General features: G+C 60.1%; 13 protein-coding genes. 8 read left to right on the top strand and 5 right to left on the bottom strand.

Annotation, left to right across the window (positions count from 1 at the left end; all coding sequences use genetic code 11):
- Positions 1–53: 53 nt before the first annotated feature.
- Entirely contained in the window at positions 54–683 is a 630-nt protein-coding gene (locus LQ231_RS12045) for a MarC family protein (RefSeq protein ID WP_230171488.1), read from the top strand.
- A gap of 19 nt (positions 684–702) precedes the next feature.
- Positions 703–1,974, top strand: coding sequence for a DUF2254 domain-containing protein (locus tag LQ231_RS12040; RefSeq protein ID WP_230171487.1), 1,272 nt, complete (start codon positions 703–705; stop codon positions 1,972–1,974).
- Positions 1,975–2,030: 56 nt separating this feature from the next.
- Here LQ231_RS12040 and LQ231_RS12035 read toward each other — a convergent pair whose 3' ends face one another.
- Positions 2,031–2,675 (bottom strand): TetR/AcrR family transcriptional regulator, encoded by a 645-nt coding sequence (locus LQ231_RS12035; RefSeq protein WP_230171486.1) that lies wholly within the window; start codon positions 2,673–2,675, stop codon positions 2,031–2,033.
- Positions 2,676–2,900: 225 nt separating this feature from the next.
- Here LQ231_RS12035 and LQ231_RS12030 point away from each other — a divergent pair, with 225 nt between their 5' ends.
- Entirely contained in the window at positions 2,901–3,857 is a 957-nt protein-coding gene (locus LQ231_RS12030) for a homocysteine S-methyltransferase family protein (protein ID WP_230171485.1), read from the top strand.
- Between the two features lie 123 nt (positions 3,858–3,980).
- On the opposite strand, the gene LQ231_RS12025 is transcribed toward LQ231_RS12030, so the two are convergent.
- The gene (locus LQ231_RS12025; RefSeq protein WP_230171484.1) at positions 3,981–4,514 is read right to left on the bottom strand and encodes a single-stranded DNA-binding protein; all 534 of its coding nucleotides are present in this window, start codon (positions 4,512–4,514) and stop codon (positions 3,981–3,983) included.
- 275 nt (positions 4,515–4,789) lie between these two features.
- Here LQ231_RS12025 and uvrA point away from each other — a divergent pair, with 275 nt between their 5' ends.
- Complete coding sequence (uvrA, locus tag LQ231_RS12020) at positions 4,790–7,711, top strand: excinuclease ABC subunit UvrA (RefSeq protein WP_230171483.1); 2,922 nt, start codon at positions 4,790–4,792, stop codon at positions 7,709–7,711.
- A gap of 9 nt (positions 7,712–7,720) precedes the next feature.
- Here uvrA and LQ231_RS12015 read toward each other — a convergent pair whose 3' ends face one another.
- Positions 7,721–8,107 carry a type II toxin-antitoxin system VapC family toxin gene (locus LQ231_RS12015; RefSeq protein ID WP_230171482.1) on the bottom strand — a complete coding sequence of 129 codons (387 nt, stop codon included), beginning with the start codon at positions 8,105–8,107 and terminating at the stop codon, positions 7,721–7,723.
- On the bottom strand, positions 8,104–8,382 hold the full coding sequence (locus tag LQ231_RS12010; protein ID WP_230171481.1) for a type II toxin-antitoxin system prevent-host-death family antitoxin: 279 nt from the start codon (positions 8,380–8,382) through the stop codon (positions 8,104–8,106). Before LQ231_RS12010 ends, LQ231_RS12015 begins: the two co-directional genes overlap by 4 nt.
- 66 nt (positions 8,383–8,448) lie before the next feature.
- On the opposite strand from LQ231_RS12010, the gene LQ231_RS12005 reads away from it, so the two are divergent.
- Positions 8,449–9,252, top strand: a complete 804-nt coding sequence (locus LQ231_RS12005; RefSeq protein WP_230171480.1) for a DUF72 domain-containing protein — start codon at positions 8,449–8,451, stop codon at positions 9,250–9,252.
- A 162-nt stretch (positions 9,253–9,414) separates the two neighbouring features.
- A complete protein-coding gene (locus tag LQ231_RS12000; protein ID WP_230171479.1) occupies positions 9,415–11,061 on the top strand; it encodes a Na/Pi cotransporter family protein in 1,647 nt (548 codons plus the stop codon).
- Here the strand turns inward: LQ231_RS12000 and LQ231_RS11995 are convergent.
- On the bottom strand, positions 11,053–12,528 hold the full coding sequence (locus LQ231_RS11995) for an NAD(P)H-hydrate dehydratase (RefSeq protein ID WP_230171478.1): 1,476 nt from the start codon (positions 12,526–12,528) through the stop codon (positions 11,053–11,055). The two genes, LQ231_RS12000 and LQ231_RS11995, sit on opposite strands and share 9 nt — an antisense overlap.
- A gap of 350 nt (positions 12,529–12,878) precedes the next feature.
- On the opposite strand from LQ231_RS11995, the gene LQ231_RS11990 reads away from it, so the two are divergent.
- Positions 12,879–13,217, top strand: a complete 339-nt coding sequence (locus LQ231_RS11990; protein WP_015916113.1) for a P-II family nitrogen regulator — start codon at positions 12,879–12,881, stop codon at positions 13,215–13,217.
- A gap of 63 nt (positions 13,218–13,280) precedes the next feature.
- Positions 13,281–14,690, top strand: a complete 1,410-nt coding sequence (gene glnA, locus LQ231_RS11985; protein ID WP_113141370.1) for a type I glutamate--ammonia ligase — start codon at positions 13,281–13,283, stop codon at positions 14,688–14,690.
- Positions 14,691–14,800 lie beyond the last annotated feature (110 nt).

The following is a 14,800-nucleotide window of genomic DNA, read 5'->3' as shown; positions in this document are numbered from 1 at the left end:
CAACACAGCGCCGCTTGCTTCTAAATGCAGGCTGACAGAGGGAGATCCATGATATGGCCAGCGCCGACGCGATGATTGCCGCCTTTACGACGCTGCTCGTCACCGTCGATCCGCCGGGTCTGGCACCGCTGTTCCTTGGCCTCACCGTCGGCATGAACAAGGCCCAGCGCCGGCAGGTTGCAGTGCGCGGCTCCGTGATGGGTTTTGCCATCCTGACCGTGTTTGCCCTGTTCGGCGCCACCATTCTTGGCGCGCTCGGAATCTCGATGGGGGCATTTCGCATCGCCGGCGGGTTGATGTTGTTTGCCATCGCCTTTGAGATGATTTTCGAGCGCCGCAACGAACGCAAGGAAAAGACCACCGACGACGCGATCACCAAGGATCATATCCATAATCTCGCGGTGTTTCCGCTGGCCATCCCGTTGATCGCCGGACCGGGCGCAATTTCGGCGACCGTGCTGATCGCCGGCACGATGAACGACCTGATGGGCAAGGCGCAATTGATCGGCGTGATCGCCGTGGTTCTCGGCCTCGTCTATCTGGCACTCAGCGTGGCCGAGCGGCTGAACCGCTTCCTCGGCGTCACCGGACGGGCACTGCTGACACGGCTTCTCGGCGTGCTTCTGGCGGCGCTGTCGGTGCAGTTTGTCGTCGATGGGGTGAAGTCTGCGTTTGGCGCTTAGATATTCGTAAGGATACGGTATGACACAGACCGCGACGACACGCTGGGCCTTCTTCATCAAACGCCTTTCTCGGCGGTTATGGCTGAGGGCAACGGCGATCGGCGCCTTAGGTATCGTTGCGGCAGTCCTGGCTGCCGTGGTGGAGCGCTTCGTACCCTTCGAGATGCCGGGCTCTATCAATGCGGACTCGGTCGACAGCATATTGACCATCATTGCGTCGAGCATGCTCGCCGTGACGACGTTTTCGCTCAGTGCCATGACTTCGGCCTATGCTTCCGCGACCAGCAATGTCACCCCTCGCGCCACTACCCTCTTGATCGAGGACCGGCTGACACAAAACGTGCTTTCGACCTTTCTTGGTTCGTTCCTCTATGGCATGGTCGGGATCGTCGTTCTGAAAACAGGCGCATATGGCGACCGCGGGCGTGTCATCCTCTTCTTGATCACGATTGGTGTGATCGCCTTGATCGTTTTCCAACTGCTTCGCTGGATCGACCATTTGACCAAGCTGGGCCGCGTCAGCGAGACGACAGGCCGGATCGAGGAGGCCGCAGCGAACGCGATCGAGGCACGGCGCCAAAATCCCTATCTCGGGGGCAGATCTCTGGATCAGGTCGACACGGATGTCCTGCACCAAGCTACTGACATCACCGCTGGGGTGATCGGTTACATTCAACACATTGATATCAAAGCCCTGTCCTTGCTGGCAGAACGCGTGGACCGCGACATTTACCTTGCGGTCAATCCGGGCGCTTTCGTCTATGAAGACAGCCCGGTCGCTTCGTGGCTGGCGCCGGCTGCAGATACGAAGGATAACAACGATCCAGCGGCGGCGTTGAGAGCGGCAATCACCGTCGGCACCGAGAGAAGTTTCGAACAGGATCCGCGCTTCGGTCTCGTCGTCATGAGCGAAACAGCCCAACGGGCTCTGTCGCCCGCCGTCAACGATCCCGGCACGGCGATCGACGTCATTGGTCGCTCGACCCGTCTGCTGAGCCGCTGGGCGGAGCCGGCAAAGACCAGCAAACCTGCGTTTCCGCGCATATTCGTTCCGCCGCTGCGCTCAGACGATCTTTTCGAAGACGCCTTCATGACGATTGCGCGCGACGGTGCAGCGCAGGTCGAGGTGCAGCTGCGCCTGCAGAAATGCCTAGCCTCATTGAGCCGAATGGGAAGCGGAGACTTCCGCGCGGCTGCCCGGTGCCAGGCCGCATTGGCGCTGTCGCGCGCCGAAAAAGCATTACCGATCGATGCGGATCTCCAACGCCTGCGCAAAGACCTCGAAGATTGAGGGCAGATCCGCCGCCCGCTCCAAAAGGAAACGCGCTGCCTGTGCGGGAGCCTGGTCTATCTGGCACTCAGTGTGGCCGAGCGGCTGAACGCCGCCTTGACGAAAGCCCGGTAGGCGAGCACCTGACGCTCCAGCACGTCCGGCTGGTGGAGAACCTTCGACATGATGATGCCCCCGTCGATGATGCAGGAAAGCATGGCGGCAAGGTCGGCCAACTCGACATTGGCACTGAGCGGGTGTAGCGTCGAGATCCGCTCCAGATAACCGAGGAAGCGGGCATTCCACGACATCACGGTCTGGGCGCTGAGGTCGCGGACCTCCCGGTCGAACAGGCGTTCCTGATAGCAGATCGCGGAAATCAGGCATCCCGGATGCACGCTTGGCAGATCCTTCATCAGTTCGGCCAGGAGTTTCAAACCGATCAGGAAGGCTTCGAGCGGATCGTCGCTCAATTCCGCGCCGCGTGCGAATATGTCGTCGAAGATCTGCTCGTTCTCGGCACTGTAGCGGCGCAGCATCTCATGGGCGAGTTCGTTCTTGTCCCTGAAGTGATAGAAGAAACCGCTCTTGGTGATGCCCGCTTCGGCGATCACCTCCTCGATCGAGGTCGCGGCAAAACCCTTCGACAGCACGGCGTGTTGCGCGATCTCCAGAATGCGCTCGCGTGTTGCGGCGCCCTTTCGGCTCTCCTGCCTGTCCAAGATCTGTACCTATGGTCCGGTTTTCCTCACGACATGCAGCGCCAGTTAGAGGTTGCCAGATACGCAAGATGATGCAAGCCGTTGAAATAACGATGCTTCCCAGCCAGACGGCTGAGCCGCACCACAAGATCACTGGAACTCAATTGCACTGATTTGCGAGAATTGACGTCATCGACGGTGCCAAATCGTGCCGTCGCGGATCGATTTTATCATCGGAGACACATCATGGCAAAGTACAGACAGCAACTGCCGCAGCTTGTCGGCGGCGACTTCCTGACGGATGGCGGCATGGAGACCACATTCGTCTTTCACCGCGGCATGGAACTGCCGCATTTCGCCGCCTTCCCACTGCTCGACAGCGACGATGGCCGTAGCGAACTGCTCAGTTATATCGAGCCCTATATCCTGCTGGCGCAACAGCGCGGCGTCGGCTTCATCCTCGACACGCCGACATGGCGAGCCAATGCAGATTGGGGCCAGAAGCTCGGCTATGACCGCAAGGCCCTGCACGCCCTCAACATGCGCGCCGTGGACTTCGCCGCAGCCTGCCGGAACCGGTGGGAGACGCGCGCCACGCCGGTGGTGATCAGCGGCATCATCGGGCCACGGGGCGATGCCTACAAGAACGGCCAGACCAGTGTGACGGAGGCGCATGACTATCATGCCGACCAGGTCGCCACCTTTGCGCAATCTGCGGCCGACATGGTCTCGGCGATGACGATCAACACGGTGGAAGAGGCAAGCGGCATAGCGCTTGCCGCTTTGGAGCACGGGATCCCATGTGTGATGTCGTTCACGGTCGAAACCGACGGGCATCTGTTGAACGGCACCAGCCTGCAGGAAGCGATCGAGCGGACCGACGAAGCCACCAATGGCGGGCCGGTCTACTACATGGTCAATTGCGCCCACCCGACGCATTTCGAGCAGGCGCTGGCCTCCAGCGCATCCTGGGTCCGGCGCATCCATGGCCTCAGGGCCAATGCCTCTGCCAAGAGCCATGCCGAGCTGGATGAAAGCGAGACACTCGATATCGGCGATCCGGCCGATCTCGGGCGTCGTTACCGGGCATTGCGGCGGAATTTTCCAGGCTTCCGGATCCTCGGGGGCTGCTGCGGCACGGACCATCGCCATATTGAGGCGATCTGCGAGGCCTGCACGCCGTCCGCCGGGCTCGCCGCCTGACGCAGCACAACGGAACCCTGCGGTCGACAACACAAAACCACCCGTAAGCAATTGCGGGTGGCTGTTATCATTCATCGCCCATGAGACTTCAGACTGTCTCGCAATGCACAGCGTTGACGGGCATCAGAACGGGATGTCGTCATCCAGGTCGCGCGAAAAGCCGCCCGACGGGGCACTGGAACCACGACCGGCCGAGCCGCCGCCACGCGGCGCCGAAGGCGCCGGGGCCGAACCGTAATCGTCATAACCACCGCCTGAACCACCAAAATCGCCGCCGCGCGATGCACCGCCGCCGGCGTTATCGCCGCGACCACCGATCATGGTCAGAGTCGAATTGAAGCCCTGCAAGACAACTTCGGTCGAATAACGGTCCTGGCCGTTCTGGTCCTGCCATTTGCGGGTCTGCAACGCGCCCTCGATGTAAACCGTCGAACCCTTCTTCAGATACTGCTCGGCAACCTTGCACAGGCCCTCGTTAAAGATGACGACCGTGTGCCATTCGGTCTTTTCCTTGCGCTCGCCGCTGTTCTTGTCGCGCCAGGTTTCCGATGTGGCAATTCTCAGGTTGGCAATCGGCCGTCCGTCCTGAGTCCGGCGGATTTCAGGGTCGGCACCGAGATTGCCGATCAGGATGACCTTGTTGACGCTACCAGCCATGACACTCACCTTACTGCCGCGCCGCCGCGGCGTTCAAAATCCAATTGGTTCCCACCTTATCCCATTCCAGGGGAACGATGGGGCGTGGACAATCCGTCATCCACAAAGAAAAAATGTTCTTTATTTGTTCTATTCTTTCGCTAGGATGCTGTCAACAGAATCGAATTGTCATCCCGCAATGGCGGCAAGTGCTCGACACTCGCCGTTGTTAGACTACATAAGGACAGTCCTCCTCCCGGGATCTCCTGTCCACCGTCCGATCCGAGCCAATAGCCATGTCCGAACTGAAGACCATCTCCATCCGCGGCGCCCGCGAGCACAATCTCAAGGGCATCGACCTCGACCTGCCGCGCAACAGCCTGATCGTGATGACCGGTCTGTCGGGCTCCGGCAAGTCGTCGCTCGCCTTCGACACGATCTATGCGGAAGGGCAACGGCGTTATGTCGAGAGCCTGTCGGCCTATGCCCGGCAGTTCCTCGAGATGATGCAGAAACCGGATGTCGACCAGATCGAAGGCCTGTCACCGGCGATCTCGATCGAGCAGAAGACGACCTCGCGCAATCCGCGCTCGACGGTCGGCACGGTCACTGAGATCTATGACTATATGCGCCTGCTGTTTGCCCGCGTCGGCGTGCCCTATTCGCCGGCGACCGGCCTGCCGATCGAAAGCCAGACGGTCAGCCAGATGGTCGACCGGGTGCTGGCCTATGAGGAAGGCACGCGTCTGTTCATCCTGGCGCCGATGATCCGCGGACGAAAGGGCGAGTATAAGAAGGAACTCGCCGAACTGATGAAGAAGGGCTTCCAGCGCGTCAAGATCGATGGTCAGTTTTACGAAATCGCCGACGCACCGACGCTCGACAAGAAATACAAGCATGACATCGACGTGGTGGTAGACCGCGTCGTCGTCCGTCCGGACATTGCCAGCCGCCTGGCCGACAGTCTGGAGACCTGCCTCAGGCTTGCCGATGGCTTGGCGGTTGCCGAATTTGCCGACAAGCCGCTGCCGCCGGGAGAGACGTCTGCGGGCGGCTCGGCGAACAAATCGCTGAACGAAACCCATGAACGCGTGCTGTTTTCGGAAAAGTTCGCCTGCCCGGTGTCCGGTTTCACCATTCCGGAGATCGAACCGCGGCTGTTCTCGTTCAACAACCCGTTCGGCGCCTGCCCGACCTGTGACGGCCTGGGCAGTCAGCAGAAGATCGATGAAGCGCTGATCATTCCCGAGACGCAGCGCAAGCTGAACGACGGCGCGATCGCGCCCTGGGCCAAATCCGCCTCGCCCTATTACAACCAGACTCTGGAAGCGCTGGGCAAGGCCTTCGGTTTCAAGCTGACCGCCAAATGGGCCGACCTGCCGGAAGCGGCGCAGAAGGCGATCCTGCACGGCACCGAGGACAAGATCGATTTCCATTATGCCGATGGCGCCCGTTCCTACACCACGACCAAGACCTTCGAAGGCATCGTGCCCAATCTCGAACGGCGCTGGAAGGAAACCGACAGCGCCTGGGCGCGCGAAGAGATCGAGCGTTACATGTCGGCAGCCCCCTGCCCCGCATGCAAAGGCTTCCGTTTGAAGCCGGAGGCGCTGGCGGTCAAGATCAACGGGTTGCATATCGGCCAGGTCACCGACATGGCGATCCGCAATGCCGGCGCCTGGTTCGAAGTTCTGCCGGGCAAGCTGACCGACAAGCAGAACGAGATCGCGGTTCGCATCCTGAAAGAGATCCGCGAGCGGCTGCGCTTCCTCAACGATGTCGGTCTCGACTATTTGAGCCTGTCGCGCAATTCCGGCACATTGTCGGGTGGCGAAAGCCAGCGCATTCGTCTGGCCTCGCAGATCGGGTCCGGCCTGACCGGCGTGCTTTACGTGCTCGACGAGCCGTCGATCGGGCTGCACCAGCGCGACAATGCGCGTCTGCTCGAGACGCTGAAACATCTGCGCGATATCGGTAATACGGTGATCGTGGTCGAGCATGACGAGGATGCGATCCTGACCGCCGATTATGTCGTCGATATCGGACCGGCTGCCGGCATTCACGGCGGCCAGGTGATCGCGAAAGGTTCGCCGAAGGATATCATGGCGAGCCCCAAATCGCTGACTGGCAAATACCTGACCGGCGAGCTCGGGGTGAAGGTGCCCGAACAGCGGCGCAAGCCGAAGAAGGGCCAGCAGATCAAGGTGGTCGGCGCCAAGGGCAACAACCTGAAAAACGTGACGGCTGCGATCCCGCTCGGCGTCTTTACCGCCGTCACCGGTGTGTCGGGCGGCGGTAAATCGACCTTCCTGATCGAGACGCTGTACAAGGCGGCGGCCCGTCGCGTCATGGGGGCGCGCGAGAATCCGGCAGAACACGAGCGGATCGACGGCTTCGAATTCATCGACAAGGTGATCGACATCGACCAATCGCCGATCGGGCGTACGCCGCGTTCGAACCCTGCGACCTATACCGGCGCGTTCACGCCGATCCGCGACTGGTTTGCCGGTCTGCCGGAGGCGAAGGCGCGCGGCTATCAGCCGGGCCGTTTCTCGTTCAACGTCAAGGGCGGCCGCTGCGAGGCCTGCCAGGGCGACGGCGTGATCAAGATCGAGATGCACTTCCTGCCGGACGTCTATGTCACTTGCGACGTCTGCCACGGCAAGCGCTACAATCGCGAAACGCTCGACGTGCATTTCAAGACCAAGTCGATCGCCGACGTGCTCGATATGACAGTCGAGGAAGGCGTCGAATTCTTCCAGGCGGTTCCGGCGGTGCGCGACAAGCTGCAGGCGCTGTTCGATGTCGGCCTCGGCTATATCAAGGTCGGTCAGCAGGCGAACACACTGTCGGGCGGCGAGGCGCAGCGCGTCAAGCTGGCCAAGGAACTGTCGAAGAAATCGACCGGGCGCACGCTTTACATTCTCGACGAGCCGACCACCGGCCTGCATTTCCACGATGTCGCCAAACTTCTGGAAATGCTGCAGGAACTGGTCAACCAGGGCAATTCGGTCGTGGTCATCGAGCACAATCTCGAGGTGATCAAGACGGCCGACTATATCATCGACTTCGGCCCGGAAGGTGGTGACGGCGGCGGTGAAATCGTTGCCCAAGGGACACCGGAAGAGGTGGTGAAGGTCGACAAGTCCTATACCGGGCAGTTCCTGAAGGAATTGCTGGAGCGGCGGCCGATGAAAAAGGTGCAGGCGGCGGAGTGAAGGCGGCGCTTACCAGAGGCATTCGACGTCGAAGACGTTGAATGCCTTGTCGGCGGTGACAAGCGTGAGGTTTTCAAGTTTCGACTGTGCGGCGAGCAGGCGATCGAAGGGATCTTTATGATCTCCGGTCAGTTGGCCGGCAAGGAGAGCGTGGGATGGTTCCACCGGGAGCAGGACGAAACGTTCAGCCATGACATATGTGACGAAATCGGCGCAGAGCGTGCCCACCTCTGGCCACTTGCCGAGGCGATGCTTGGTTGCGATTTCGAAAGCGGAGACTGCGCTGGCGGCGATCTCATTGTCGCCGTTGGTGAGAGCCGTGCGTGCCGCAGCGCTCAGACGAGGATCATCCATAAGCCACCAGACCAGTGCGTGTGTGTCGAGCAGATATTTCATTGGCCGTTGTCGCCGGGGAACGAATATTTGCCTTCCCAGGCGGCCAGATCGTCATCCGGCATCGGCTCAAGAAACAGGTCCGAGGGGATCTTACCCCGCAAATGTGCCAATGCACCGGCCTTTCGTGGCGGATTTTTCCTGTCGGCCGCTGTCAGGGGCACCAGTTTCGCAACCGGCTCATCACCGCGTGCAATGACAATTTCCTCTCCGGCCTCAACGCGGGCAAGGAGTTTTGAAAGTTCCGTTTTGGCCTTGTGAATGGTGACAACCGTCATCGCTCGCTCCATGGCAACATCTTCAAACTAGCTAATTGCTTAGCTAACTTCAATGGGAGGTATTTGATGACCCAATCCGGCACTATCCGCACCGGCATCGGCGGCTGGACGTTCGAGCCCTGGGAGGGCACGTTCTATCCCGAAAAACTTGCCAAGAAGAGGCAACTGGAATTTGCCAGCCGCGAACTGACGGCGATCGAGGTGAACGGCACCTATTATTCCAGCCAGAAGCCGGCGACATTTGCCAAATGGGCGTCGGACGTGCCGGAGAATTTTGTCTTCTCGCTGAAGGCGAGCCGGTTCTGCACCAATCGCAAGGTATTAGCCGAGGCCGGCGAATCAGTGGGCAAGTTTCTCAACCAAGGGATTGCAGAGCTTGGGCCCCATCTCGGGCCGATCCTCTGGCAGTTCATGGGCACGAAGAAATTCGAGCCGGAGGATTTCGAAGCGTTCCTGACATTGCTGCCGAAGACCCTGGACGGATTGCCGCTGCGACACGTTGTCGAACCGCGGCACGCGTCGTTCCAGGTGCCGGAATTCATCGAGCTTCTGGCGAAATACGATGTCGCGGCCGTCTGCGCCGACCATCACGACTATCCGATGTTTGCCGACCCGACGACGGGTTTCGTCTATGCGCGGCTGCAGAAAGGCAGCGATGACATTGCGACCTGCTATCCACCGGAAGAGCTTGATGCCTGGGCTGAACGATTGAAGATCTATGCGGCCGGCGGCATGCCGAATGACCTGCCGAAAATTGCACCCGAGCGCAAGATCAAAGCGGAGCCACGCGAGGTCTTTGCCTTCTTCATCACCGGCGGCAAGGTCAATGCGCCCAATGCGGCGCGCAAGATGCAATCATTGGTCGCATAAATACACAATGCCCGTATTCATATGCAAATTGTGACATTGGCGAATCTGGACTAGGCTCGGTCGCAGAGTCGCCGTCATCCTTCAGGAAATGGTCGACAGTGTATGGCCATGGGGATATGCGGACCGCGCCTCATGATTCCGATCCGGTCACGGGGCGTTTGCATGTCAGGCACAGCAGTCTTCATCAATCTGGCGGGCGCGGTCGCGCTCCTGCTCTGGGCGACGCGCATGGTGCGGACCGGCATCGAGCGGGCCTATGGCGGCGTGTTGAAGGACAAGCTGCGGCTGGCGGTCGGCAACCGGTTTTCGGCAGCCTTTGCCGGCTTCCTGTTTGCCGTGGCGTTGCAGAGTGCAACCGCCGTCGCTCTGATCATCGCCTCGTTCACCGCAGCAGGCTATGTGACGTCGGCAATCGGCATTGCGACCTTGCTGGGTGCCGATTTCGGTTCGGCCTTTGTCGTGCGCATCCTGCGCTATGACCTGTCGCTGTTGGTCCCGATTTTGTTGCTGCTCGGCACGATCGCCTTTCGCGCCTCGGAAGAACGCCACTGGCGGCAACTGGGCCGGATCCTGTTCGGGCTTGGCCTTTTGCTGCTGTCGCTGAAACTGATCGGCCAGGCATCGGATCCGCTGCGCAGCAGCCAGATCCTGCCCGTTCTGTTCAATTATCTGGCAAGCGACTGGATCAGCGCCTTCCTGCTCGCCGCATTGCTGGCCTGGTCATTCCATTCGAGCGTTGCGGCGGTGCTGCTTGTCGCGTCGCTGGCCGACAAACATCTGCTGCCGGACGCCTTGATCATCCCGCTGGTGCTGGGGATCAATTTTGGCGCGGCGGTGATTGCAGCGCTGCTGACCAAGAACGCAGAGGCCAGTGCCCGTGTCGTGCCGCTCGGCAATGTGGTTATTCGCGGCCTGATGACGCTGATGGCGCTCGCCCTGCAGTTCATCTTCCAAATCAGCCCTGAAATGCTGGCCAGCCAGCCGGGTGATGCCGTCGTCATGGCGCATCTGGCGATGAATGGCGCCGTTCTCGTGCTCGGACTGCCCTTTGCCGCGGTCGTGGCCCGACTGCTGGAACGGTTTCTGGCGCCGACTGCCGGACAACCAGCCAATGACGACCGACTGTCCGCGCTGAACTCTGCCGACCTTGTGCATCCGCAGCAGGCGATCAGCAATGCCACGCGTGAAGTGCTGACCGTCTGCGACAAGACGGAGATCATGCTGAACAGCATTTTCGAGCTCTACGAGAATTGGGATGCAAAAAAGACCCAGCGGATCGAGGCGCTCGACGACCGGATCGACACGATCCACCGCGACATCAAGTTCTATCTGGCGCGCATATCGCAAACGGCATTGGACGAACATTCGGCCGAGCAATGTCAGAACCTGCTTGGCGCGACGATCAAGATCGAGCAAGCGGCCGACATCATTTCGCAGAACATGCTGACCCGGGCACGCAAGAAACATGAGCGCAACGCGGCATTTTCGGCCGAAGGCTGGGCTGAGTTGTGTGCCATGCATCACGAAGTGGTGCAAAACGCCCATCTGGCGTTCAACCTGCTGGTCAACCGCAATGTCGAATATGCCCGCCAGCTCGTGGCGCGCAAGGAGGTCGTTCGGCAACTGGTCAAGGCCAGCGAGGAGCAACATCTGCAGCGCCTGCGTCAGGGCAATGCGGCGAGTTTCGAATCCAGTTCGCTGCATATCGACACGATGCGGGACCTGAAGGAGATCAATTCGCTGTTCATATCGATCGGCTACCCGTTGCTGGAAGGCGAAGGCCTGTTGCGCGGCAGCCGGCTACTCTAGGGGGCCAACAGCGGCGGCCAGATCTTCCGCAGTCATCCCTGACCCGGCTCGAGACGCCGCCTCGCCATGCAGATACACGCCGGCGCAAGCCGCCTCGAAAACCGGCAGGCCCTGCCCGATCAGTGCAGCGATGATGCCGGCCAGCACGTCGCCGGACCCGGCCGTTGCCAGTTGCGGCGGCGCAGTTTCGTTGATCGCGGCACGGCCGTCCGGAGCGGCGATCACAGTGTCGGCGCCCTTGTAGACGACGATCCCGCCCAGTTCGCTGGCGGCCGCTCGGGCTTTCTCGACCTTGCCGGCAGGCATTTCGTAAATCTCGGGAAACAGCCGGGCAAACTCCCCCTCGTGTGGGGTGACGACAAGACGCGGCCCATTTTGAGCAAACGCATTGTGCAGGGATCGGGCGTCGTTGCGAAATGCGGTGATGCCATCGGCGTCGAGAACCACCGCGCGACCCGCAGAACCAAGGGCCAGCGCATAGGCGCGGGCAAGGGAGAGATTGCCAAAACCGGGGCCTAGCACGAATGTCGCGCGGCGCGTGTCCTCCAGGTAGCGTTCAAGATCGGGCGTGTCATTGATCTCATGCAGCATGATTGCCGTCAGGTGGGCGGCATTGATAGACAGTGCATTCTTCGGCGACGCGAAGGTGACGAGCCCTGCCCCGGCTTTCAAACCTGCCGTGGCCGACAGCCGCGCCGCACCGGTTGCAGTTGCGCCACCGGAAAAGACGGTGAGATGACCGCGTCGGTATTTGTGGTCGCCGGCGGCCGGCGGCACCTGGTGGTTTTGCCAGAGCGGCGGGCCATTGACCCAGAGGCGCTCGGCTTCAGCGGCAATCAGCCGGTGGGGAATGCCGATATCGAAGACCTCGATCGCACCACACAATGTACGGCCGGGCAGCAGCAGATGCCCTGGCTTGCGGGTCATGAAGGTAACCGTGTTGGTCGCCTGGAAGGCCGCACCGCGAACCAAACCCGTCATCCCATCGAGACCGGACGGCAGATCAATGGCCAAGACCGGCAAGCCTGCCGCCGCCACGCGTTCGACGCTGTCGCTCACATCCCTGGACACGTTACGGGCAAGGCCCGCACCGAACAGGGCGTCGATGACGACATCACCGGGATGCGGCATGTAGGCCTGCAAAGGCGTCGAGGACAAGGATGCGTCGGCATGCGCATGCGCGGCATCACCCGTGAGCAAAGACGGATCGCCGAGATGGTGGACAGTGACGGATGCGCCCGCACGCGCGAGGGCGGCGGCCGCGACATAACCATCACCGCCATTGTTGCCGGGGCCACACAAGACGACGAAGCGCAAGGCGCCCGGGAAGAGCCGCAAGGCGGCTGCCGCGACCGCCTCGCCGGAGCGCAGCATCAGCCCATAGCTATCCATGCCTAATGCCGCTGCCGCATCGACGCGGGCCATGGCCGAGGGGCTCAAAAGGATTTCTGCCGATTGCACTGTCATGCATGCCGTTAAAGCAGAATTCTCAGCGCAAACCTAGCGGCGCAAAAATAGGCAAGGCGTAAAGTTCATATATTGTGCATTTGCACCTTTCTTGATCATGGAAACTTCGAATTCCGCAATGACGTCGGCATGTTAGCGAAATCGACAAAAAAGAAAAAATCGAGACAAAATCCACATCAGGGACAAATTGGGCTGGCTTTTCCGGTGAATTTGCGGGAGATTTGCCCGGCCGGGTGGAGGAAGCAGCAAATTCTGCGAATTTCTGGCGAAGAACTGGCACGTTCCGTGCATTCTACCTGGCGGGCGGGACTAATCCTGCCGCAATGAGGGAAGCGGAGAGAAATTTTCTCATGAAAAAGATCGAAGCGATCATAAAGCCTTTCAAGCTCGATGAAGTGAAGGAAGCCCTTCAGGAAGTCGGCCTGCAAGGCATCACCGTGACGGAAGCCAAGGGCTTTGGTCGCCAAAAGGGCCATACAGAGCTCTATCGCGGCGCCGAATACGTGGTGGACTTCCTGCCTAAGGTGAAGGTCGAGGTGGTTCTGGCGGACGAAAATGTGGAAGCCGTCATCGACGCAATCCGCAATGCCGCACAGACGGGCCGGATCGGGGACGGAAAAATCTTCGTTTCGAACGTCGAAGAAGTCGTGCGTATCCGCACCGGCGAGACCGGCGTCGACGCCATCTAAGTCAGGCCCGGCACCTAGGGAGGCCGGGCTTAAATCGTCATCTCACGCGAGGAAAACAATAAAATGACGACTGCAAGCGATATTCTCAAGCAGATCAAAGACAATGACGTGAAATTCGTCGACCTGCGCTTCACCGACCCCAAGGGTAAGCTGCAGCACGTGACGATGGACGTTGTCTGCGTGGACGAAGACATGTTTGCCGACGGCGTCATGTTCGACGGCTCCTCGATCGGCGGCTGGAAGGCGATCAACGAATCCGACATGGTGCTGATGCCGGACCCGGACACGGTCCACATGGATCCGTTCTTTGCGCAGTCCACCATGGTCATCATCTGCGACATTCTCGACCCGGTCTCGGGCGAAGCCTATAACCGCGATCCGCGCGGCACCGCCAAGAAGGCCGAGGCCTATCTCAAGGCATCGGGTATCGGCGACACCGTGTTCGTTGGTCCGGAAGCCGAATTCTTCGTATTCGACGACGTCAAGTACAAGGCCGACCCTTACAACACCGGTTTCAAGCTCGATTCGAGCGAACTGCCGTCGAACGACGACACCGACTACGAGACCGGCAACCTCGGCCACCGTCCGCGCGTCAAGGGCGGCTATTTCCCGGTTCCGCCGATCGACAGCCTGCAGGACATGCGTTCCGAAATGCTGACGGTTCTCGGCGAAATGGGCGTGGTCGTGGAAAAGCACCACCATGAAGTGGCCGCTGCCCAGCACGAACTCGGCATCAAGTTCGACGCGCTGGTGCGCAATGCCGACAAGATGCAGATCTACAAATATGTCGTGCACCAGGTCGCCAATGCCTATGGCAAGACAGCAACCTTCATGCCGAAGCCGATCTTCGGCGACAACGGTTCGGGCATGCATGTTCATATGTCGATCTGGAAGGACGGCAAGCCGACGTTTGCCGGCGACGAGTATGCCGGCCTGTCTGAATCGTGCCTCTACTTCATCGGCGGCATCATCAAGCATGCCAAGTCGATCAACGCGTTCACCAATCCGTCGACCAATTCCTACAAGCGTCTTGTCCCCGGCTATGAAGCACCGGTTCTGTTGGCTTACTCGGCCCGCAACCGTTCGGCTTCGTGCCGTATTCCATTCGGCTCGAACCCGAAGGCCAAGCGCGTCGAAGTCCGCTTCCCGGACCCGATGGCAAACCCGTACCTCGCCTTTGCAGCGATGCTGATGGCGGGCCTCGACGGCATCAAGAACAAGATCCATCCTGGCAAGGCCATGGACAAGGATCTGTACGACCTGCCGCCGAAGGAACTGAAGAAGATCCCGACCGTCTGCGGTTCCCTGCGCGAAGCGCTGGAAAACCTCGACAAGGATCGGAAGTACCTGACCGCCGGCGGCGTGTTCGATGACGATCAGATCGATTCGTTCATCGAATTGAAGATGCATGAAGTCATGCGCTTCGAAATGACGCCGCATCCGGTCGAATTCGACATGTACTACTCGGCCTGATTGGTCTGCAGCGCATCAAAGCGTGCTGATTTAAAGACGCCGGCGATGTTTCGCCGGCGTTTTTCGTTGCAAAGCCTGAGACACCGGGATTTGGTGGATTACTGACGTTA

The sequence above is a fragment of the Rhizobium sp. CECT 9324 genome, from assembly GCF_918741265.1.
GTDB lineage: Bacteria > Pseudomonadota > Alphaproteobacteria > Rhizobiales > Rhizobiaceae > Allorhizobium.
This window is presented reverse-complemented; position numbering and strand designations above follow the sequence as displayed.

Coding starts and splice junctions, on each gene's coding strand:
- LQ231_RS12045 (WP_230171488.1), top strand. CDS start 54: ATGGCCAGCGCCGACGCGATGATTGCCGCCTTTACGACGCTGCTCGTC.
- LQ231_RS12040 (WP_230171487.1), top strand. CDS start 703: ATGACACAGACCGCGACGACACGCTGGGCCTTCTTCATCAAACGCCTT.
- LQ231_RS12030 (WP_230171485.1), top strand. CDS start 2,901: ATGGCAAAGTACAGACAGCAACTGCCGCAGCTTGTCGGCGGCGACTTC.
- LQ231_RS12025 (WP_230171484.1), bottom strand. CDS start 4,514: ATGGCTGGTAGCGTCAACAAGGTCATCCTGATCGGCAATCTCGGTGCC.
- uvrA (WP_230171483.1), top strand. CDS start 4,790: ATGTCCGAACTGAAGACCATCTCCATCCGCGGCGCCCGCGAGCACAAT.
- LQ231_RS12015 (WP_230171482.1), bottom strand. CDS start 8,107: ATGAAATATCTGCTCGACACACACGCACTGGTCTGGTGGCTTATGGAT.
- LQ231_RS12010 (WP_230171481.1), bottom strand. CDS start 8,382: ATGACGGTTGTCACCATTCACAAGGCCAAAACGGAACTTTCAAAACTC.
- LQ231_RS12005 (WP_230171480.1), top strand. CDS start 8,449: ATGACCCAATCCGGCACTATCCGCACCGGCATCGGCGGCTGGACGTTC.
- LQ231_RS12000 (WP_230171479.1), top strand. CDS start 9,415: ATGTCAGGCACAGCAGTCTTCATCAATCTGGCGGGCGCGGTCGCGCTC.
- LQ231_RS11995 (WP_230171478.1), bottom strand. CDS start 12,528: ATGACAGTGCAATCGGCAGAAATCCTTTTGAGCCCCTCGGCCATGGCC.
- LQ231_RS11990 (WP_015916113.1), top strand. CDS start 12,879: ATGAAAAAGATCGAAGCGATCATAAAGCCTTTCAAGCTCGATGAAGTG.
- glnA (WP_113141370.1), top strand. CDS start 13,281: ATGACGACTGCAAGCGATATTCTCAAGCAGATCAAAGACAATGACGTG.